The 19,661-nt window shown below is 41.2% G+C and carries 19 protein-coding genes and 2 pseudogenes; 10 read left to right on the top strand and 11 right to left on the bottom strand.

Translation table 11 applies throughout. The annotated features are described in order from the left end of the window. Positions 1-71 precede the first annotated feature (71 nt). Positions 72-425 carry an SMR family transporter gene (locus HUK62_RS14630; protein WP_010327442.1) on the top strand — a complete coding sequence of 118 codons (354 nt, stop codon included), beginning with the start codon at positions 72-74 and terminating at the stop codon, positions 423-425. A gap of 13 nt (positions 426-438) precedes the next feature. Here HUK62_RS14630 and HUK62_RS14625 read toward each other — a convergent pair whose 3' ends face one another. The 3 genes from HUK62_RS14625 to HUK62_RS14615 form a co-directional block, all read right to left on the bottom strand. Next, the gene (locus HUK62_RS14625; RefSeq protein ID WP_176538226.1) at positions 439-891 is read right to left on the bottom strand and encodes a VOC family protein; all 453 of its coding nucleotides are present in this window, start codon (positions 889-891) and stop codon (positions 439-441) included. Between the two features lie 183 nt (positions 892-1,074). Further along, positions 1,075-2,250 carry an acetyl-CoA C-acyltransferase gene (locus tag HUK62_RS14620; protein WP_176538225.1) on the bottom strand — a complete coding sequence of 392 codons (1,176 nt, stop codon included), beginning with the start codon at positions 2,248-2,250 and terminating at the stop codon, positions 1,075-1,077. A 100-nt stretch (positions 2,251-2,350) separates the two neighbouring features. After that, positions 2,351-2,875 carry a GspH/FimT family protein gene (locus tag HUK62_RS14615; protein WP_176538224.1) on the bottom strand — a complete coding sequence of 175 codons (525 nt, stop codon included), beginning with the start codon at positions 2,873-2,875 and terminating at the stop codon, positions 2,351-2,353. Positions 2,876-3,248: 373 nt separating this feature from the next. Here HUK62_RS14615 and omp38 point away from each other — a divergent pair, with 373 nt between their 5' ends. Next, positions 3,249-4,277: an outer membrane protein Omp38 gene (omp38, locus tag HUK62_RS14610; RefSeq protein ID WP_176538223.1), complete on the top strand. Its 1,029-nt coding sequence runs from the start codon at positions 3,249-3,251 to the stop codon at positions 4,275-4,277. A gap of 693 nt (positions 4,278-4,970) precedes the next feature. On the opposite strand, the gene HUK62_RS14605 is transcribed toward omp38, so the two are convergent. From HUK62_RS14605 to HUK62_RS14595, 3 genes are all read right to left on the bottom strand, one after another. Continuing rightward, positions 4,971-6,434: an amino acid permease gene (locus tag HUK62_RS14605; protein WP_176538222.1), complete on the bottom strand. Its 1,464-nt coding sequence runs from the start codon at positions 6,432-6,434 to the stop codon at positions 4,971-4,973. Positions 6,435-6,443: 9 nt separating this feature from the next. Then, the gene (locus HUK62_RS14600) at positions 6,444-7,469 is read right to left on the bottom strand and encodes a class I SAM-dependent methyltransferase (protein ID WP_004695165.1); all 1,026 of its coding nucleotides are present in this window, start codon (positions 7,467-7,469) and stop codon (positions 6,444-6,446) included. A gap of 67 nt (positions 7,470-7,536) precedes the next feature. Further along, positions 7,537-8,907 carry a uracil-xanthine permease family protein gene (locus HUK62_RS14595; RefSeq protein ID WP_176538221.1) on the bottom strand — a complete coding sequence of 457 codons (1,371 nt, stop codon included), beginning with the start codon at positions 8,905-8,907 and terminating at the stop codon, positions 7,537-7,539. A gap of 171 nt (positions 8,908-9,078) precedes the next feature. On the opposite strand from HUK62_RS14595, the gene typA reads away from it, so the two are divergent. The 3 genes from typA (at position 9,079) to HUK62_RS14580 (ending at position 12,015) form a co-directional block, all read left to right on the top strand. Beyond that, complete coding sequence (typA, locus tag HUK62_RS14590) at positions 9,079-10,917, top strand: translational GTPase TypA (protein ID WP_005400256.1); 1,839 nt, start codon at positions 9,079-9,081, stop codon at positions 10,915-10,917. A gap of 201 nt (positions 10,918-11,118) precedes the next feature. After that, positions 11,119-11,553 carry a large conductance mechanosensitive channel protein MscL gene (gene mscL, locus HUK62_RS14585; protein ID WP_004983115.1) on the top strand — a complete coding sequence of 145 codons (435 nt, stop codon included), beginning with the start codon at positions 11,119-11,121 and terminating at the stop codon, positions 11,551-11,553. 126 nt (positions 11,554-11,679) lie between these two features. After that, positions 11,680-12,015: a gamma-glutamylcyclotransferase family protein gene (locus tag HUK62_RS14580; protein WP_176538220.1), complete on the top strand. Its 336-nt coding sequence runs from the start codon at positions 11,680-11,682 to the stop codon at positions 12,013-12,015. A gap of 1 nt (position 12,016) precedes the next feature. On the opposite strand, the gene HUK62_RS14575 is transcribed toward HUK62_RS14580, so the two are convergent. From HUK62_RS14575 to mutM, 3 genes are read right to left on the bottom strand one after another with little or no spacing between them, the layout of a single operon-like run. After that, positions 12,017-12,445, bottom strand: a complete 429-nt coding sequence (locus HUK62_RS14575) for a hypothetical protein (RefSeq protein ID WP_176538219.1) — start codon at positions 12,443-12,445, stop codon at positions 12,017-12,019. Next, positions 12,442-12,732 (bottom strand): peptidylprolyl isomerase, encoded by a 291-nt coding sequence (locus tag HUK62_RS14570; RefSeq protein ID WP_176538218.1) that lies wholly within the window; start codon positions 12,730-12,732, stop codon positions 12,442-12,444. Before HUK62_RS14570 ends, HUK62_RS14575 begins: the two co-directional genes overlap by 4 nt. Then, complete coding sequence (gene mutM / locus HUK62_RS14565) at positions 12,729-13,583, bottom strand: bifunctional DNA-formamidopyrimidine glycosylase/DNA-(apurinic or apyrimidinic site) lyase (protein WP_176538217.1); 855 nt, start codon at positions 13,581-13,583, stop codon at positions 12,729-12,731. Before mutM ends, HUK62_RS14570 begins: the two co-directional genes overlap by 4 nt. A 353-nt stretch (positions 13,584-13,936) precedes the next feature. On the opposite strand from mutM, the pseudogene HUK62_RS14560 reads away from it, so the two are divergent. Continuing rightward, a pseudogene (locus HUK62_RS14560) lies at positions 13,937-15,082 on the top strand (carbohydrate porin); the annotation flags it as partial. A gap of 28 nt (positions 15,083-15,110) precedes the next feature. Here HUK62_RS14560 and HUK62_RS14555 read toward each other — a convergent pair. Continuing rightward, complete coding sequence (locus HUK62_RS14555; RefSeq protein WP_005005861.1) at positions 15,111-15,812, bottom strand: IS1 family transposase; 702 nt, start codon at positions 15,810-15,812, stop codon at positions 15,111-15,113. Positions 15,813-15,872: 60 nt separating this feature from the next. On the opposite strand from HUK62_RS14555, the pseudogene HUK62_RS14550 reads away from it, so the two are divergent. The 3 genes and pseudogenes from HUK62_RS14550 to HUK62_RS14540 all read left to right on the top strand — a co-directional run. Next, positions 15,873-16,013, top strand: a pseudogene (locus HUK62_RS14550) (carbohydrate porin); the annotation flags it as partial. Positions 16,014-16,121: 108 nt separating this feature from the next. Further along, positions 16,122-17,237, top strand: coding sequence for an NADH:flavin oxidoreductase/NADH oxidase (locus tag HUK62_RS14545; RefSeq protein WP_176538216.1), 1,116 nt, complete (start codon positions 16,122-16,124; stop codon positions 17,235-17,237). 109 nt (positions 17,238-17,346) lie between these two features. After that, positions 17,347-18,270: an AEC family transporter gene (locus HUK62_RS14540; protein WP_078426446.1), complete on the top strand. Its 924-nt coding sequence runs from the start codon at positions 17,347-17,349 to the stop codon at positions 18,268-18,270. A 40-nt stretch (positions 18,271-18,310) separates the two neighbouring features. Here the strand turns inward: HUK62_RS14540 and HUK62_RS14535 are convergent, their stop codons facing one another. After that, the gene (locus HUK62_RS14535; RefSeq protein ID WP_010327429.1) at positions 18,311-19,120 is read right to left on the bottom strand and encodes a tetratricopeptide repeat protein; all 810 of its coding nucleotides are present in this window, start codon (positions 19,118-19,120) and stop codon (positions 18,311-18,313) included. A 293-nt stretch (positions 19,121-19,413) separates the two neighbouring features. Here HUK62_RS14535 and HUK62_RS14530 point away from each other — a divergent pair, with 293 nt between their 5' ends. After that, positions 19,414-19,659 (top strand): hypothetical protein, encoded by a 246-nt coding sequence (locus tag HUK62_RS14530; protein WP_004695190.1) that lies wholly within the window; start codon positions 19,414-19,416, stop codon positions 19,657-19,659. Positions 19,660-19,661 lie beyond the last annotated feature (2 nt).

Here is a 19,661-nt window from a genome sequence, read left to right as displayed (position 1 = left end):
TCAGCTTTTTTGTATTTATATGCAGCATTTTTGATGAACAAATTGAAGCAAAAGAAGCAGGTAAATTGGACATGATGGCACTTTTTGCAAAAATTAATCCCGGTGTCATTTGGTTACTTATTGCTATTGCTACAGATGTGCTTTCGACTTTTTATTCCGCCAAAGGTAATGGCTTGGTCAATAAATTGGATCAAGGCATTGCACTGGTGCTTTATATGATTTCTTTTGCGTGTGCCGCCTATGCCTTGAAATTTATGCAAGCGGGAATTTTATATGTGCTGTGGTCTGGCATTGGTGTCATCGCCACAGCACTTCTTGCTAAAGCATTTTTAGGACAGAGCATCGATTTGGCTGGATGGCTCGGTATCGGTTTTATTACCGTGGGGCTTACCATTATTGCGCAATTCTCAAATATTGATGTTTAAAAAGAAGACGCTTTTATCCTTCTTCTAATTGGCAATTCACCATCCACTTCACTCCAAATTGATCGGTAAATGCACCATAGAGTGCGCCCCAGAAGGTTTTCTCCAGAGGCATCTCTATTTTTCCATTGACTGAAAGTGCATCAAATAAGCGTTTTGCATCGGCTTGTTCATGGGCATCCAAGTTAATCGAAATATAATGGTTGTTGCCTACAGTAAAGACAGTATTGCTTTGGGCGCAAAACTGATCATTGGTATCCGAAGCCATCAGAATCGTGCTGGCATTGATGGGAAGCGAAACATGGATGATTTTTTTTTGATCAACGTCGGAAAGGGTGACTGAACTTTCATCTGGAGGTAAGTCTCCATAACGCATAAACGTTGCAAACTCTCCACCAAAGACAGACTTGTAAAAATTAAAAGCGGCTTCAGTTTGACCATCAAAGTTGAGGTAGTGATTCAGTTGCATTGTCTTATCCTTGTTGTTTTTTTCGTCGTTATTTTAACAAGTCGTTGAGATCGACCCTAATACAATCTTGTAATAAAAAATCCCTCGCAGTCGAGGGATTTTCATAAATATCGCTTTTATATCAGCTAATCATCCAATCTTTTATTGTATAAAATATGTCAATAAAAGAAAGTTGCTTGAATCTTAAAGTAATTCAATCGCTACAGCAGTCGCTTCACCACCGCCGATGCAGAGTGCCGCAATCCCTTTTTTACCACCTGTACGTTTAAGCGCATGAATTAAAGTCAGGATAATACGTGAACCAGTTGAGCCGACAGGGTGACCCAATGCGCAAGCTCCACCATTGATGTTCACTTTTGCTGGATCAAGTTTGAAGTCGTCGATTGGACACATAGTTACCATCGCAAAAGCTTCATTGATTTCCCAAAGGTCTACGTCCTGTGCATTCCAACCTGTTTTCTTAAGTACTTTTTCAATTGCACCGACTGGTGCAATGGTGAACTCTGATGGATGTTGTGAGTTCGATGCATAAGCAACAATTTTCGCTAATGGTGCTAAACCTTTGTTCGATGCATTTTCTGCTGAAGTTAAAACCAGTGCGGATGCACCATCTGAGATTGAGCTGGCATTTGCCGCAGTGATGGTGCCGTCTTTAGCAAAAGCAGGGCGAAGGCTTGGAATTTTTGCAATGTTGGCATTGAACGGTTGTTCATCTTTATCTACAACCACATCACCTTTACGTGTGGATACTGTCACAGGCACAATTTCATCGGCAAAGTAACCTTCGTTGACCGCTGTTTGTGCACGTTCCAAAGAGCGAATCGCGAAGGCATCCATTTGCTCACGCGTATAGCCACGAGTATTGGCCATATCTTGTGCGAAAGAACCCATCAAACGACCTGTTTCTGCATCTTCTAAGCCATCAAGGAACATGTGGTCTTTAACATCGCCATGCCCCATACGGTAGCCCGCGCGTGCTTTGGTTAAAATATAAGGGGCATTGGTCATCGACTCCATGCCACCTGCAACCACGATATTTGCTGAACCTGCTTTGATCATATCCGCAGCTTGCATTACTGCTTTCATGCCAGAACCACAGAGTTTATTGATGGTCACGGCACCTGTTGAATCAGGTAAACCTGCTTGGCGCATAGCTTGACGTGCTGGACCTTGCTTTAATCCTGCAGGTAGAACACAGCCTATGATTACTTCTTCTACATCGTTTGCGTGTAGGCCAGCACGAGCAATCGCTTCTTTAATCGTCACAGCACCGAGTTCAGGCGCGGTTACACTGGCTAAACTGCCTTGAAAACCGCCCATTGCCGTACGAGCACCATTCACAATTACGATGTCTGTCATTTTCTACTCCGAATTATTTATACGTTTTGTTGGAAACTTAAGCAGTATATGCAAATTTGCTAGCGAGAAAAGCTGAAAACGTGATTATGGACTCATGGGTCTAGTTACAAGTATTGATGAGTTCTGTTCGGATCTGCCCCATTTTGCTCATGACCAGTTTAAAGTGATCCTGACTTTGTATAGAGCAGTAATAGAAGGTTCCATTTGAGCCAAGGGGGAGGCCATTTTCAGCTTTAAAGCTTAATGATGGAAGGTTGAGTGCACCACGCCAATCAAGATTGCCATATTTGAGCTGCTGTTGTTCTGTCCGAATAATCGTTTCACTGGTATCTACTCGTCGGTTTTTATTATTATCGATAAATACAATAAAACCTGTGTTCCATTGATGATTTTGGCATTGAACAAGGTCTTGACTCGGACAAATGGTGATATTTTGACGTTGCAGGTTAGCCATGTTTTTGGCTGCCTGAATACTATTTCTTAATGTATTCAGTGTTTTGCTTCGCTCTTGTGAGGCCATATACTGATGAAAGTGAGGAAGTGCGATTGTACAAATGATCAGAATAATGCTAATGGTGATCATGAGTTCAAATAATGTGAACCCTTTTTTATTTATAAAAAACATATGGTTATCCAGTTTTATTGTTGTGGGCTATTTTTAATTTATTAAAGCTTTGTTTATCAAACAAATTTTATACATAATTAGTAGTACTCAACTTGTTTAAAAAACTGTTAAAATGCAAGACAAGTGAAAATAAGCTATTCGCAAGTAAAAATTGAGTAAAAAATTACCGAATTACAACAGAATTTGTAAGTAATTTTGTCAATAATTTACTTGATTAAAGTTATCAAGCACTTGGAAAAAAAATAAAGTGTTTGTATGATTCATTGCGAATAGCTTAAAAATAAAACTGGGGTATAAAAAAGCCTATCTCAGAATGGTTAAATAATTTTAAGCTTAGCTTGAAAAACAATTGTTATCTCTGGAGGATAAATCCATGAAAATGAGTCGTATTGCATTAGCAATGCTCGTAGCTGCTCCTTTAGCTGCTGCAAACGCGGGCGTAACTATTACTCCATTAATGCTTGGTTATACTTGGCAGGACACGCAGCACAACAACGGTGCTAAAAATCACTTGATGGATTCTACTGATGGTGAGCTACAAGATGATTTATTCGTTGGTGCAGCACTTGGTGTAGAACTTACGCCATGGTTGGGTTTTGAAGCTGAATACAACCAAGTAAAAGGTGATGTTGATGGTACTGGTCTTTCTGGGGCTGAATACAAACAAACTCAAATCAACGGTAACTTCTATGCTACTTCTGATTTGATCACTAAAAACTACGACAGCAAAATCAAGCCATACGTACTTTTAGGTGCTGGTCACTACAAGTATAAAGGTGAAGGTTCAATTTCAGGTGGTGAAGATGACGAAGGCACTTTAGGTAATGCTGGTTTTGGTGCTTTCTGGCGCTTAAACGATGCTTTATCTCTACGTACTGAAGCTCGTGCTACTTACAACATCGATGAAGATTTCTGGAACTACACAGCACTTGCTGGTCTTAATGTAGTTCTTGGTGGTCACTTGAAACCTGCTGCTCCAGTAGTAGAAGTTGCTCCAGTTGAGCCAGTTGCTCCAGTTCAACCACAAGAGTTAACTGAAGACCTTAACATGGAACTTCGTGTGTTCTTTGATACAAACAAATCAAACATCAAAGACCAATACAAGCCAGAAATCGCTAAAGTTGCTGAGAAGTTAGTTGAATATCCAAACGCTACTGCTCGCATCGAAGGTCACACAGACAACACTGGTCCACGTGCATTGAACGAACGTTTATCTTTAGCCCGTGCTAACTCTGTTAAATCGTCTCTAGTAAACGAATACAACGTTGACCCAGCTCGTTTGTCTACTCAAGGTTTCGCTTGGGACCAACCGATTGCTGACAACAACACTAAAGAAGGCCGTGCTATGAACCGTCGTGTATTCGCGACAATTTCTGGCAGCCGTACAGTTCAAGCTCAATAATCTGAGTTTTAACTAAAAAACGACTCTTCGGAGTCGTTTTTTTATGTCTAAAATAATGAAATTTATGTTAACTCACATCGTTGAAAATAAACTCGAGCTCAATCCAAGAGCCCTTAAGGGTTACGGTGGTCATAGTTAGTTACGTATAGGATATTAAATACAGTTAGAAGTATTTAATTTTAGAGGATGAATATAAGAAGAATGAAAATTGGATTTTAGTCACTCATGCTTCACGACATCGATCATAACTTTTGCCTTTAGAATGAATGGATATTTCTAAGGGTTTAGTTTTATAAAGATTTGTTTACCAATGAGATAACATTTCTAGCTTGGGATAATTTGAAGTTACTTTATTGTCTGTCTAAAAATTGGATCGAGATCAGTGCTCAATAATCCGTAACATTTAGTAGTTATGGCTGTGTGAATTGAGAGGCTAAATCAAATATGCCTTTTTACTGTCTCAATATGTTAATTGTTCATCGCAAAAGTGAACCGATATTGATGGAAGAATATTAACTAATTTTAGGCTAGATCCGAATCATAGGTATCGATTTTATGTGATTTTAATAATTGAACTGTCTTATTGAAAATTGCTTTATTAATTGATGCTTTACGGTTTGAGTAAATGAATAAACGATGAAATGATGACAATAAAAAAACAGCCCGAAGGCTGTCTTTTATTGTAAATGGATTTTATTCGCGATCAGGATTCATTGGACTGACATCCATTTCTTGGTATGAAACCAGTTTGGTTTTGTATTTCCATTTATAGCCTAGCCAAATCGCCAAGAATAAGAAAATACCGATATAGGTCGATAAAACGGAGAGCCATTCGCCATCAAGTACCGCTTGGTAGTTTTGACCTAAAACAACAATCGCACACAGAATAAAGGCAAACCACGGTGCAAAGGGGAAGAATTTCGCACGATAAGCTAAGTCTTCAACCTTATGACCTTGGGCAACATAGCCTTTACGGAAACGATAGTGTGAAACAGCAATCCCTAACCAAACAATAAAGCCACACATACCTGACATGTTGAGCAGCCAATTAAAGACCTGTTCTTCGCCAATGAAAGTGGTTAAGAAGCAAAGTGCAGCAATTGCTGTTGTCGCATAAAGCGCATTCATGGGTACGCCGCGAGGGTCTAATTTGGCAAACACTTTAGGTGCACTGCCATTTTGAGCCATATTGAACAGCATACGCGTCGATGAATACATCCCTGAATTACCTGCCGATAGAATTGCGGTTAAAATTACGGCATTCATTACGCTGGCAGCAAAGGCAAATCCAGCTTTTTCATAGAGGAGGGTAAATGGCGAGAGTGCAATATTCTCTGATGAAGCTGCTTGTAATAGAAGTGGATCATCATATGAAATGAGTGTGCCGATAATGAAAATACACACCACATAAAACAGTAAAATGCGCCAAAAAATCTGTTTGATGGCAATCGGAATCGTCTTTTGTGGATCTTTCGATTCACCTGCAGCAACACCGACCATTTCGGTACCTTGGAACGAAAACCCTGCAATCATCGCCACACCAATCAGTGCAGATAAGCCACCAACGAAGGGTGCTTCACCTTTGCTCCAGTTGGCAAAAGTTGCGACACCAGGCGTCATCATGATTTTACCAATCATGAAAATACCAATGATGATAAATACAATGATGGCAAGGACTTTTACCAATGAGAAGAAGAATTCACTTTCACCAAAGCCTTTGACTGTGAGTGCATTGATCCCAAAGACAACAGCTAAGAAGAGAGCACTCCAGTAGAAACCGGGCAGGTCGGGAAACCAGAATTTCATGATGAATTGAACTGCAACCAATTCAAATGCAACCGTAATGGCCCAGTTATACCAATAGTTCCAGCCAAGGGCGAAACCAAAACCGCCTTCAACATACTTGGTGCCATAGGTGAAAAATGCACCCGATGTTGGGTTGTGTGTTGCCAACTCACCCAGACTGGTCATGAGAAAGTAAATCATCACACCAATTAAGCAGTAGGCCAATAACGCCCCGCCAGGGCCAGCATTTGCAATGGTTGCACCTGAGGCAAGGAATAAACCTGTACCAATTGAGCCACCAATGGCGATCATATTCAGATGGCGAGCTCCAAGCTTCCGCTTGAGTTGAGCTGGTTGAGTCGTTTCGCTCATCATTGTTCCTTAAGATTTCTTTTGTGTGCTGGCAAACAGCACTTTAAAGCCTTGTTGATCGGCTTTGGTTGTACATTGGCCAAAACTTTGCTCAATGAGTAATGGATAATTCAGAAAGCGGTTGGCAACAATCCACAACTCGCCATCCGATTTAAGATGGCGACGGGATGTTTTGCATAAATTTTCGCTGGCATTGTAATCTGTATGAATGCCTTGATGGAATGGGGGATTACTGACGATTGCGTGTAAAAACAGAGGAGCATCCTCAATTCCGTGTACCGCCTTAATCTCAAGTTGTTCTGGTAAAAGGTTATTTTTCTCAAAAGTCATTTTTGTTGAAGCCAATGCAAAGGCATCGACATCCAGTGCAAAAATGCGATTTTTCGGATTTAACTTGGCCAAATAAGCACTGATCACGCCTGCACCACAGCCAAAGTCTGCAATTTTTCCAGAAGTGACCTGTGAAAGGTGAGGCAATAACACTGCTGTGCCCACGTCTAGACGATTTTGACTAAATACACCCGGTAATGCACAAATCTGTAATTCACCTTTCGGGGTTGGCACTGTATAGAGTTGAGCCCAATCGGCCAAAGGTTTTGCGGTTACGGTTTTTTCGGTGATTAACTGCCACATTTGACAATGTCGAGCGCTGTCTAATTTGAGGGTTTTACCAAAAGGTTGCAGCTGTTTAGAGGCGCGTTCTACACCGCCTTTCTTTTCACCAACTAAAAAGATCGATGCGCCTACGGCCAAGCGACTCACCAGTTGGTGTAGGACATAATTGAGTAGTTCTTTTGACTTTGGAACAAATACGATGGCTTGATCAAAAGCGACATCAGGCAAATCTGTACCAAAATGCACATCACTTTGTTGGTTTTGGAAATATTGTAATTCGTTAAAATTCCATGTCCAAAAATGTGGCTCTACAGCAGCAATCAGCTGTGTGTTTAATTCGTCACACGGTGCATTGACCAGTAAAACTGAACCAGAGAGAAATTCCTGCTGGCGAAGAACAACTTCACTTCGTGGATCCATTTTATATACTCCATTGTAAAAACGATGCCCAGACAGTGCTGGGCAAAGTGCATACTGAAATGAACAATTATTTCTTCGTTTCAGGAAGAATAATATTTAATAACAAGGCTGCAATACCACCTGTCGCAACACCCGAGCTAAAGATGTTACGGAATAATTCTGGTAAATGTTCCAAAATTTGTGGAACTTGTGCAACACCCAAGCCGAGTGCCAATGAAATGGCAATAATCAGTAGTGCGCGGCGGTCAAGATGAATACCTGACAGAATGTTAATTCCAGAAGCTGCTACAGCTCCAAACATCACCATTACAGCGCCACCTAAAACAGCTTGAGGGACCGCCTGAATCACACCTGCAACAGCAGGGAGTAAACCTAGAATCACTAATAATGCGGCAATCCAGATGCCGACATAACGGCTCGCAACGCCAGTAAGTTGAATTACACCATTGTTTTGCGCAAAGACTGAACTAGGAAAGGTGTTGAAAATACCAGCAAGGAAAGAGTTTGCACCATTCACCAAGACACCGCCTTTAATACGTTCCATCCAAGTGGCACCATCCACAGGCTGGTTGGAAAGTTTTGAAGTCGCGGTGATATCACCAATTGCTTCTAAAGACGTCACTAAATAGATGAAGGCCATTGGAATAAACAAACTCCAAGAGAAGTCTAAACCAAAGTGCATTGGGGTTGGAATTTGAACCAAAGGTGCATCCTGAAGACCTGAAAAGTCGAGATGCCCCATAAAGCCTGCAAGAGTGTAGCCTGCAATTAAGGCAATTAAGATAGCAGAACTTTTTACCCATGTAATACGAATGCGGTTCAATATAATGATCAGTGCCAATACTGTACACGACATGATTAAGTTGTCTGCATTGGCAAAGGTATTGTTTGACATGGCTTGATAGCCACCACCCATGCTGATCAGACCTTCTTTAATGAGAGTCAAACCAATCAATAACACCACAATGCCTGTTACCAATGGGGTAATGAGCATTTTCACCCACGGCAGAATACGTGACACTCCCATTTCAATAAATGAACCTGCGATTACCACACCAAAAATTGCAGCCATGACGGATTCTACAGGAGTACCAGCAGCAACCATGGCAGAGCCAATTCCAATAATCGGGCCGATAAAGTTAAAACTGGTGCCCTGAACAATCAATAAACCTGCACCAAAAGGTCCAACTTTTTTACATTGTAAGAAGGTTGCAATCCCTGAAATGACCAAAGACATGGATAAAATCATGTTGGTGTCTTCTTTCGACACACCAAGCGCTAGGCAGATAAGTAAGCCCGGAGTAACAATTGGGACAATAATTGCAAGGAGATGTTGAAAGGCAGCAAGAAAAGCAATGATTGGGCGAGGGCGGTCGTTTAAACCATAGACCAAATCGAGTTGATCTGTTTGATTGGGAGAGAGATTTTGATCAGACATATGTCAAAGGGTGTTAGCAAGGTGGCGCTATTCTAATCGCTTTACACAGCTTTACAAAATTAATTACACACCACTTATCAAAAAAAATGAGTCTGTCAATAAACTGTCACTACTAAATTCTATTATTTTTCTGTATAATTTGCCCTCAAACTTTAGGCGTATCGAATTTACATGTCAGATATCAAAACTCTCCGCAACATTGCCATCATTGCGCACGTTGACCACGGTAAAACCACTCTAGTAGACAAACTTTTACAGCAATCAGGTGCACTTGGCGATCGTGCAGGCGAGATTGAGCGTGTCATGGATTCAGGCGCGATTGAAAGTGAACGTGGTATTACCATTCTTGCAAAAAACACTGCAATCAAATGGTTAGATTCACGTACCAATACAGAATACCGTATTAACATCGTCGACACCCCAGGGCACGCGGACTTCGGTGGTGAAGTTGAACGTGTAATGTCGATGGTTGACTGTGTACTTCTTCTTGTTGACTCTCAAGAAGGCCCAATGCCACAAACTCGTTTCGTAACGCAAAAAGCGTTCGCACGTGGTTTGAAGCCAATCGTAATTATCAACAAAGTCGACAAGCCAAGCGCGCGTCCAGATTGGGTTATTGACCAAGTATTTGATTTGTTTGATAACCTTGGTGGTTCTGACGAACAGTTAGACTTCCCAGTTGTTTACGCTTCAGGTCTTCGTGGTGTTGCTGGTCCATCTCCAGAAGAACTTGCTGAAGATATGACTCCATTGTTCCAAACCATCGTAGACATTGTTGAGCCACCAGCAGTTGATGTTGATGGTCCATTCCAAATGCAGATTTCTTCACTTGACTATAACAGCTTCGTAGGTGTTATCGGTGTTGGTCGTATTCAACGTGGTTCAGTTGGTCTGAACACTCAAGTTACTGTAATTGATAAAGAAGGTAAGACTCGTAACGGTCGTATCTTAAAAATCATGGGTTACCACGGTTTAGAACGTGTTGATGTTGATTCTGCTCAAGCAGGCGATATCGTATGTATCACAGGTATTGATGAGCTTCATATCTCTGACACAATTTGTGATCCGAAAAATGTTGAAGCTTTACCACCATTGTCTGTAGATGAACCTACAGTAACGATGACTTTCCAAGTAAACAACTCACCGTTTGCTGGTAAAGAAGGTAAATTCGTAACTTCACGTAACATTCGTGAGCGTTTAGACCGCGAATTGATTCATAACGTAGCGTTACGTGTTGAAGATACTGACAGTCCAGACCGTTTCAAAGTATCTGGTCGTGGTGAACTTCACCTTTCAGTTCTGATTGAAAACATGCGTCGTGAAGGCTTCGAGATGGGCGTATCCCGTCCACAAGTAATATTGAAAGAAGTTGATGGCGAAAAGCAAGAGCCATACGAAAACGTAACATTTGACGTTGAAGAACAGCACCAAGGTTCTGTAATGGAACAAATGGGTCATCGTAAAGGCGAAATGACGAATATGGAAGTTGACGGTAAAGGCCGTATCCGTATTGAAGCAACTGTTCCTTCACGTGGCTTAATTGGTTTCCGTTCAGAATTCTTGACCATGACTTCTGGTACAGGGATCATGACATCAAGCTTCTCGCATTACGGTCCAATGAAACAAGGTACTGTTGCGAAACGTCAAAACGGTGTGTTGATTTCTATGGTTCAAGGTACTTGCCTTGGCTATGCATTGTTCACATTGCAGGACCGTGGTCGTCTATTTGCTAAACCTCAGTTAGAAGTTTACGAAGGTATGATCATTGGTATTAACTCTCGTTCAGATGACATGACAGTTAACCCAACTAAAGCAAAACAGTTAACAAACGTACGTGCTTCTGGTACTGATGATGCGTTGACTCTTGTTCCTGCTGTTGAATATACGCTTGAACAAGCGCTTGAATTCATTGAAGATGATGAATTAGTTGAAGTAACACCTAAGTCAATCCGTATCCGTAAGCGTTACTTGACTGAAAACGAACGTAAACGTAACCGTTCTGGTAAATAAGTTTTAAAAATGATGTTGCCCCATGCGGGGCCGCGACATTTAAAAATGCCATCAATTTATTGATGGCATTTTTTTGTTTAAAATTAGCAAACCAATATATAAAAGCAGATGATTTCCGAGTAAATTACGTGGAAATGAAGCTATAAAATTAATGTATACTTCGTCACATAAATTAAAGTCAAAAAATAACTGGAGATTTAGATGAGTATTGTTCAAGAGTTCCGCGAATTTGCGGTAAAAGGCAACATGATTGATTTGGCTGTCGGTGTGATCATCGGTGGTGCATTTGGTAAAATTGTCGATTCATTGGTAAAAGACATCATCATGCCATTGATCACGGTTGTGACTGGTGGTGGTGTGGATTTCACACAGAAATTCTTTGTTTTAGGGGACAACCCAAATAATTTACAGTCTTTAGATGAGTTGACCAAAGCTGGGGTGAACGTCCTGACTTATGGTAACTTCCTTACGATTTTAATTAACTTCATCATTTTGGCATGGGTGGTGTTCTTAATGGTGAAAATGATTAATCGTATGCGCCGTAAACAAGAAGAAGCAGCGCCAGAACCAGCAGCAACGCCAGAAGATATCGCGTTGCTACGTGAAATTCGTGATGAATTGAAAAAACGTCAGTAATCGAACGGTTAAAATAAAACGGCACATCAAGTGCCGTTTTTTATGTCTGAGACTTATCGAAAGACTGGTTTTTGTACAATTTTGACTTTATGATGCGCGCTGATTGAATAGCTGTGGTGATGCCGAATGAACCAATTATTTGTCTATGGGACACTTCGTCCCAATCATGAAAATGCCCATCTTTTAGAGCGTATAGGTGGAACATGGCAAAAAGGCTATGTGCATGGCGTGGTACATATTTTGGATTGGGGACCCGACAAAGGCTTATTCGCCATTGTTTTAGATCCGCAAGCAGCAGCAGTTGAAGGATATTTTTTTAGCAGTGAAAAATTAACCGAACATTGGGATGCGTTGGATGAGTTTGAAGGGATACAGTACCAACGGGTAAAGGTGCAGGGAGTGTTAGCCTCTGGTGAACTTGTTGATGCGTGGACTTATGAGATGAAACTAAAGCAACGATGAACTAGTTTACTTTAGGAACTTTATAAGGCTCAAGAATTTCTCTAAATTTTTTGGTAATTTTAGTTTGGAAATATGTCCCTTTTTCCAACCATGTCTTATCTGCAATATTATTTTCTACTTGTACTAATATATAGTCATGAGGGTAAATATATAAATCACCTTGTTCAAAAAAGGCAATATAGATATTCTTTGCCCAATATTTTCGTGCAAAGGAAATACTGCCCTTTAGCTGAATTTTAAAATCTGAAATACCATCAATATGAACAGCAATACAATCTGCGCCATTCCAGTCGTCATTAAGCCAAAGACAGTTGTAGCCATAATCTGCTAGTATCGCTGCCATTTTATGGAAATTATATGTTTCTTGTGCTTTTGAATTGAGTGTTGGATATTCAATTTTTGTAAGCTTAATACCATCTTGTTTAATCATCTTAAGCCATCCATACGGAATTTAATTTCTACTAAATGAAAACCAAATTGGCTCTTGATGGGGCCATGTAGTACTTTTTCAGCAGCACTAAAGACCAATTTATCAATCACAGGCACCAGTTGACCTTTTTTGACTTCACCCAGTTCACCACCACGTTTAGCTGAATTACAGGTGGAATATTGCTTGGCAATTTTGGCGAAATCGGCACCATCGTGGATTTTCTTTTTCAGTTGTTCAGCGAGGTCTTTGTCTTTGACCAAAATATGACGAACAATAGCAGTTTTCATTTGGTTTTTCCTCGAGCTGTGGCTTTGGGCTTAGGTTGCACTTTTTTCAGCGGTTGGCATTCGGGACAAAACACAGAAGCACGCTGTCCCAGTTTGATGTTTTCCAGCGTGGTTTCGCAGTTCACACACATTTCACCTGCTCGACCATAAGCCAACAAGGTTTGTTGGAAATAGCCATTTTCTCCCATGGCGTTTGAATAGTCTCTTAAGGTCGAGCCCCCCAAGTTAATGGCCTGCTGCAAAATGCGTTTAATTTCGATCACCAATTGTTCAATTTGGCCGTGCGTTAAACTAGATGCCACTTGCGCAGGGTGTATGCCCAAATTAAACAAACTTTCTGTGGCATAGATATTTCCAACACCAACCACCACATGATTATCCATGATTGCAACTTTTGTGCCGACCTGTTTGTTTCTTAACTTTTGACTTAAATATTCAGCGTTAAAATCAGCACTCAGTGGTTCAGGCCCAAGGGTATCGATTAACTTGGTTTGCGAATATTCATCCAGCCATAAAATACAGCCGAAGCGGCGCGGGTCATGATAGCGTAGCTCGACATCTTCAAAACGAATAATCAAATGATCGTGTTTACGCAGCGTTTCACCCACTTCACAAATACGGAAACTCCCTGACATGCCCAAATGCCAAAGCATCGTGTCTTGTTCAAAAATGGCCAAAATGTATTTAGAACGGCGTTGGAGTTGAATTAAACGCTGACCCACCAGTTTGTTGAGATCTGCGGGAATCGGCCAGCGCAGGCTCGACTGGCGAACTTCAACACTAAGCACCTGTTGATCTAATAACGGCGCTAAACTGGCTTTGGTGGTTTCAACTTCGGGTAATTCTGGCATGGCAACATGAGCTGATAAAACTTGAGGCTAATATTGCGGTGTACACGTAAGATTGCAAGTGATTTCAGCGAGAGGTTTGGCTTTAGCACATTTTTAGAAAGCTAAACTGCGGGATTGCTTGCTGTGATCAGGAATTATCCTCTTTAAATTGCGTTCTCGAATCGTGTGAAAACTGCCATGAATCACCCAAATAAAATCTTCTATTTATAACTGTGGGTGATATTGATAACTTTTTTTTGACTTAATGATAAAAATTTTGCTGAGATCTTTGTTTAAAAATTATGTACTTTTCATTAAATTTTTCATTTAAATGAAATGAATTGTTCTTCATTTTAGTTTGGGGCTTAGGTTTTATGCGACAGTTTTCTTTCTCTTTATTTGCAACAGCAATGTGTGCCTGGGCGACAGTGAGTCATGCGGAGCAGATGTTAGATGTACAGGGTCAGTATTTGTTTGGTGACTGGCAGGGAAAACGAACTGAATTGGCGCAAAAAGGCATTAAGTTTGAAGCTAATGCTTTAACAGATACCAACTATTTGGCGGATGGCGGTCGCAATGCAGGTGCAAGCCCAAGTACCGCTTCGCAGTTTTGGTTAGGTACACAATTTGATTTAGAAAAGCTAGCCGGCTGGGAAGGGGTCACCATTCGTTTTGTTGCGACTGCGCGTCAAGGACAAAGTACCTCAATTCGAGATTTGCAAGATCCTTCTGCACCGCAATTAGCCAATGTGCAAGCCACCTATGGCCGTGGAAACCAAGACAGCCGTTTGTCAGAGCTTTCGATTGAAAAGCGTTTTAAAGAACAAGGGCTCAGTGTCAAAGTTGGGCGACTGGGTTTGGGTTCTGATTTTGATGTGATGGCGTGTGATTTTGTTAGTAATGCCTTTTGTGCCGCACAAATGGGGAAATGGCAGGGCAATATCTGGATGAATACGCCGGTTTCACAATGGGGCGGTCGCATTAAATATCAACTGACCTCTGAAGTGATAACGCAAATTGGTGTTTACGAATTCAATCCAGATAATGGCAATGGCAAAGCCGAGGGACAAGGTTGGAGTCTAGACACAGAACATGCCGATGGTGTGACTATTCCAGTAGAAGTGATTTGGGCACCGAAAGCACTGTTCAATGGTTTGGCGGGGAGCTATCGGGTTGGTGGGATATATAACACCGCAGATGATCCAAATAACCAATATGATGTGGCTTATGGCAAAGGTGTGGTTGGCGAAGACCGGACATTTGCAGGATGGCTTGCCATCGAACAGCAACTGACTTCAACGGGTGCAGGGCGCCAAGGTTTGCATAGTTTTGCCAACTTTACATGGCATGACCGCATTACTAATAAAGTAGATAACTCACAACAAGTGGGGCTGAAATATATTGGGGTATTTGAACAGCATCCGACGGATATTCTAGGTTTGGGTGTGAATCGAGTACACCTAAATGATCGATTCACTGCGGGTAAAGCACAGTATGATGCGAGCGCGGAATACAATATTGGGTGGTGTTTTAAAAAGTATGCTGACATTAAATGAAGCCATTATTGATGTAAAAGAAGGTTAAGTCGAAGGCTTTAAAATGGTTTTCAAGCTTTTTGGAGAAATTGCAACTTCTTCTAAAACCACGCCTTATTCGATGCCTTATTTTGCAATTATTACCTTCAATTCCTACAGTAAACAACTTACCAATACTTTGCTTGCAGTTTTTAAAAGCAGTGATGAAACTGTCCCAATGATCACTTGCAATTCGGGTGTAGTGAATACCTAATTGTTTAAGCTTTGTCTTCAACCTTTGGACTGTAGCTAAATCTCTCTTACCCCAAACATAAGCAACAATCTCACCTGTTTCTCGATGGTAGGCGTAAATAAGCCATTGTTTATTATTTTTATTTCCAACAAAAGTCCAGAATTCATCTACTTCGAGAGATTCATAATGACTTTGTTTAGGCTGAATTTGATAGGCCGATTCAGTTAAAGTCCGTAAGACTTTACCGATACTAATGCGCTCAACTTCAGCGATATCTCGTATACCGCTGCCTCTGACCATTAACTGTAATATTTTACGAGTAATGCCAGAATTACATCCTAGATAGCTCAGAGCATGGTCACCAATAAACTGACGTTTGCAGTCTTTGCATTGGTAGTTTTGTTTCCCATCTACTTTGATGCCATTTTTCTTTATACTGTCACTGAGGCAGGTTGGACATTTGATTTCTAGAGTTATTTGCATTTCTCTATTTTATCAAAATTCAACCTGCTTTTTTTTAGCATACTTTTTGATACACCACCCAATATTGAACTGAACTATAGCTATAACGCTACGCCGTGGTTAATGTTACGTCCCAACATTCAGTATGTGGTCAACTCAGGTTCAAGCCATGTGGTGGATAATGCACTGGTCTTGGGGCTTGGAAGCCGCATTATTTTCTAAATAGATAGCCATAAAAGTGCAAAGGTTTGACAGCAGATTTGCACTTTTAGCGTTGAATGCAAGGCACTTTATTTGTTATAGATCATAGTGAGTACAGGGAGAGCTGTGATGCCATTATTATTTCAACCCATTCAATTTGGGGATCTAAACTTAACAAATAAAATCGTGATTGCGCCGATGTGCCAATATTCAGCCAATGATGCAGGTGAGTTGAGCTATTGGCATGAGCAACAATGGGCCAATTATGCTTTGTCAGGTGCGGGCTTATGTATTGTTGAAGCGACAGCCGTACAAGCGGTAGGACGGATCAGCTTTGCGGATTTAGGACTGTGGAATGATTTGCAACGTGCACAAATGAAAGCTTTGCTCAGAAAAGTCAAAACACTCTCTCCAATGCCTTTTGCCATCCAACTGGCACATGCAGGGCGTAAAGCATCGACCGACCGACCTTGGTCGGGAAAAGGTCAGATTAAACCGAATGAACCCCATGGTTGGCAAACGGTGTCTGCCAGTGATGTGCCCTTTAAGCCCGAAGAGCACGCACCCCATGCTTTGAGTGTGGCGGAGATGCAAGACATCATCGATGACTTTGCCAGTGCAGCAGTACGGGCAGTAGATGCAGGTTTTGAGCTGATCGAGCTACATGCAGCGCATGGCTATTTGTTGCATCAGTTTATGTCACCCCTGTCGAACCGACGTACCGATGAATATGGTGGAAGTTTTGAAAACCGCATTCGATTTACCTTAGAAGTGTTTCAAGCCATTAAACAAGCTGTTCCTGAAAACTATCCCGTGGGTATACGTTTATCTGCGACCGACTGGATGGAGTCGACTGCAACAGAAAGTTGGGATATTGATTCAACGGTTGGGCTATCGAAAGCGTTAGAGCAACTCGGTGCGGCTTATATTCATGTTTCAAGTGGTGGCTTGCATGTGGAACAAGACATTCAGATTAAGCCCAAGTATCAAGTGCCTTTTGCCCATGCAGTGAAACAAGCGGTGAAAATTCCAGTCATTGCGGTGGGCTTGATTACAGAAGCTAAGCAGGCTGAACATATTTTAGAAGCGCAAGAAGCAGATGCAATTGGTCTGGCGCGTGCCATGTTGTATGACCCACGATGGCCGTGGCATGCCGCTGCAGAATTGGGTGGGAAAGTCTCTATTGCACCGCAGTATTTACGGTGTCAGCCACATGGGATCAAAGATTTGTTTTCTGCGTTCTAATCGCATAAGCATTTTGCTTCGCCATTGGGCTTTAAAAATATTTCAACTGAGTAAAGGTGTATCCTAGGATAGGTCTTTACTTACATCATCTGGAAAAGGAACAGCTTGAATGATTTTTTCGGTAATTTTTCCAGTATTTTTCCTACTCTTCCTTGGTTTTGCCTCTGTCAAAATCCAATTGCTCGCTAAAGAGCAAATGACCGCGATCAGTGCTTTTGTCATCAAAATTGCATTACCTGCTTTATTGTTGCATGCCTTAGCATCAAAAGATCTGCATGAAATTTGGTATCCGTCATATTTTTATGTTTATGCCGCTGTGACCTTTGGCTTATTTATTACGGCTTTTATTTTAGGTCAAAAGCTGTTTAAGAATCACTTTACCCACGCCGCAGTTTTTTCACTGGGAGCATCCATGTCCAATACGGGGTTATTGGGAGCAGCGATTTTGACGCTGCTAATGGGAAGTGAAGCGATGATTTATATTTCATTGGTGGTGATCATTGAAAGTGTATTTCTTGTACCGCTGATGCTCACTCTGGCGGAAATAGGGCGACAAAGACAAGCCAATTTAGCCTCCATTTTAAAAACCACATTTCTCACGCTACTTAAAAATCCACTGTTTTTGTCGGTGATGATTGGTATGGGTTGTGCGATTTTCGAACTTCAAATTCCACATTTAATCGACCAAGTATTTGCGATGTTAGGTCAGACCGCTGCACCTTTAGCGCTCTTTATTATTGGTGGGGGAATGGTCGGGCTAACCATTCAATCGTTTAACTTACAAACCGTTTATCTGGTGGTGTCCAAAAATATTTGTATGCCACTCTTGGTTTATTTAGGGCTGACCTATTTGACTGAATTGGACCCAAAGATGATTTATGCAGGGACCTTGATTGCGGCTTTGCCGATGCCGTCTTTGTTTGGAATTTTTGGGCAAGTGTATGGTTTGAATGAAAAAGCACTCACTCCACTGATGATTAGCACGCTATTGAGTTTTGTGGTGGTCAGTGTCTTGATTGGTATTTGGTGGTAAAAAAATACTCTCCGAGGAGAGTATTTTTTGAAGAAGCGATTTATTTTTTGACTGCTGCTGTTGCAGCAGGGGCTTTGGCTTGATCGGCAATCATTTTATCAACCATCGCCAAAGACTCTTTGGCCTGTGGCACATTTTCCTTGGCTAAAGCGGTGAAAATTTTCTTCGCTTCAGGCAAGTTCTGCGGAATGATATTGCCATTAGCAAACATATTGCCTACGGCCATCAGGGCAGGAATATAGCCTTTTTTGGCTAAGTCTTGAATGCTGTTGAGGCCTTTTTGAATCGGCGCTTCTTGTTTGTTTTTAAAGCCTGTGCTGATGTCGTACAGAGCTTGTGCATGAATGGCTTGATAGTTGCCTTTTTTCACCAAAGGCTCAAGTTTCTTAAGGGCTAACTTTTCAGACTCTGGTTTATTTTCAGAAAATAACAGCACGGCATATTCAACGGTTGCATCATCAAAGCCTAGTTTAGATGCGGCTTCAAAGTGTTGTTTGGCTTTGTTAATGTCTTGAGGCAAGCCTAAAGTACCAGTGACATAGTTTTTCGCAAGCACATAATGCGCAACAGGGTAGCCTTTGTTTGCAGCATCTTGATAGAGCTGAATGGCTTTCTTCTCATTCTTCGCTGTGCCTTGGCCAGTCTGAGTCAAATAAGCCAAGTTATACATGGCTTGTGGGTTGCCAGACTTTGCCAGTTTTTCTAAAGCCTGATATGCCCCCGCCATATTGTTGGCTTTAACCATTTCCTCAATCTTGGCAAATTCGGGGTTGATGGTATCTTGAGTGGAGGCTGCAAGTGCAAGCTGGCTAGAGAGTGCAATTAAGCTTGCAAGTACGATTTTCTTCATGTTTTATAAACCTTTTTCTTACACATAAGTCCATCTATGTGTGTATTTGTTTTTAGTCATTTCACATCATAAGTTGAATTGTGTGAATGTAAATATCTGAATTGTGTCTTGGTCTTACAAATTTCCGTTGATTGTGTTGATCGGTATATATTTTTCCAATACAAACCGCGTGCTGTAGGGTGGAAAGGACCGAAACGTGTTATTGCTATTTGCAGCTGATGGCTTCGGGTTTTATTAGGATTCTGGCTTAGATTCTGTTTAAATAGCGCTGAAAAATGAGAAACGAGTTCATCATGTTTATTAAGTCAATTAAGCGAAATTATTTAAAAGTTTTGGCCGACGAGTCGATTCCAGATGGCGAAAAAATTGATGCCTTATTGATGAAATTGGGTGGTGAGTTTTTAGTGAGCAAAGATGACCGCGTGTATATCTTTGAAAAAGACGGTGTGACCGCAAAATTTGATGCTAAACATGCACGAGATTTTTCATTTAAAGACTATCTCTGCAAAGACATGAATAAGCTGTTTCATGATTTTTGATA

It is taken from the genome of Acinetobacter sp. NEB 394 (assembly GCF_013374795.1).
Lineage (GTDB): Bacteria > Pseudomonadota > Gammaproteobacteria > Pseudomonadales > Moraxellaceae > Acinetobacter > Acinetobacter johnsonii.
This window is presented reverse-complemented; position numbering and strand designations above follow the sequence as displayed.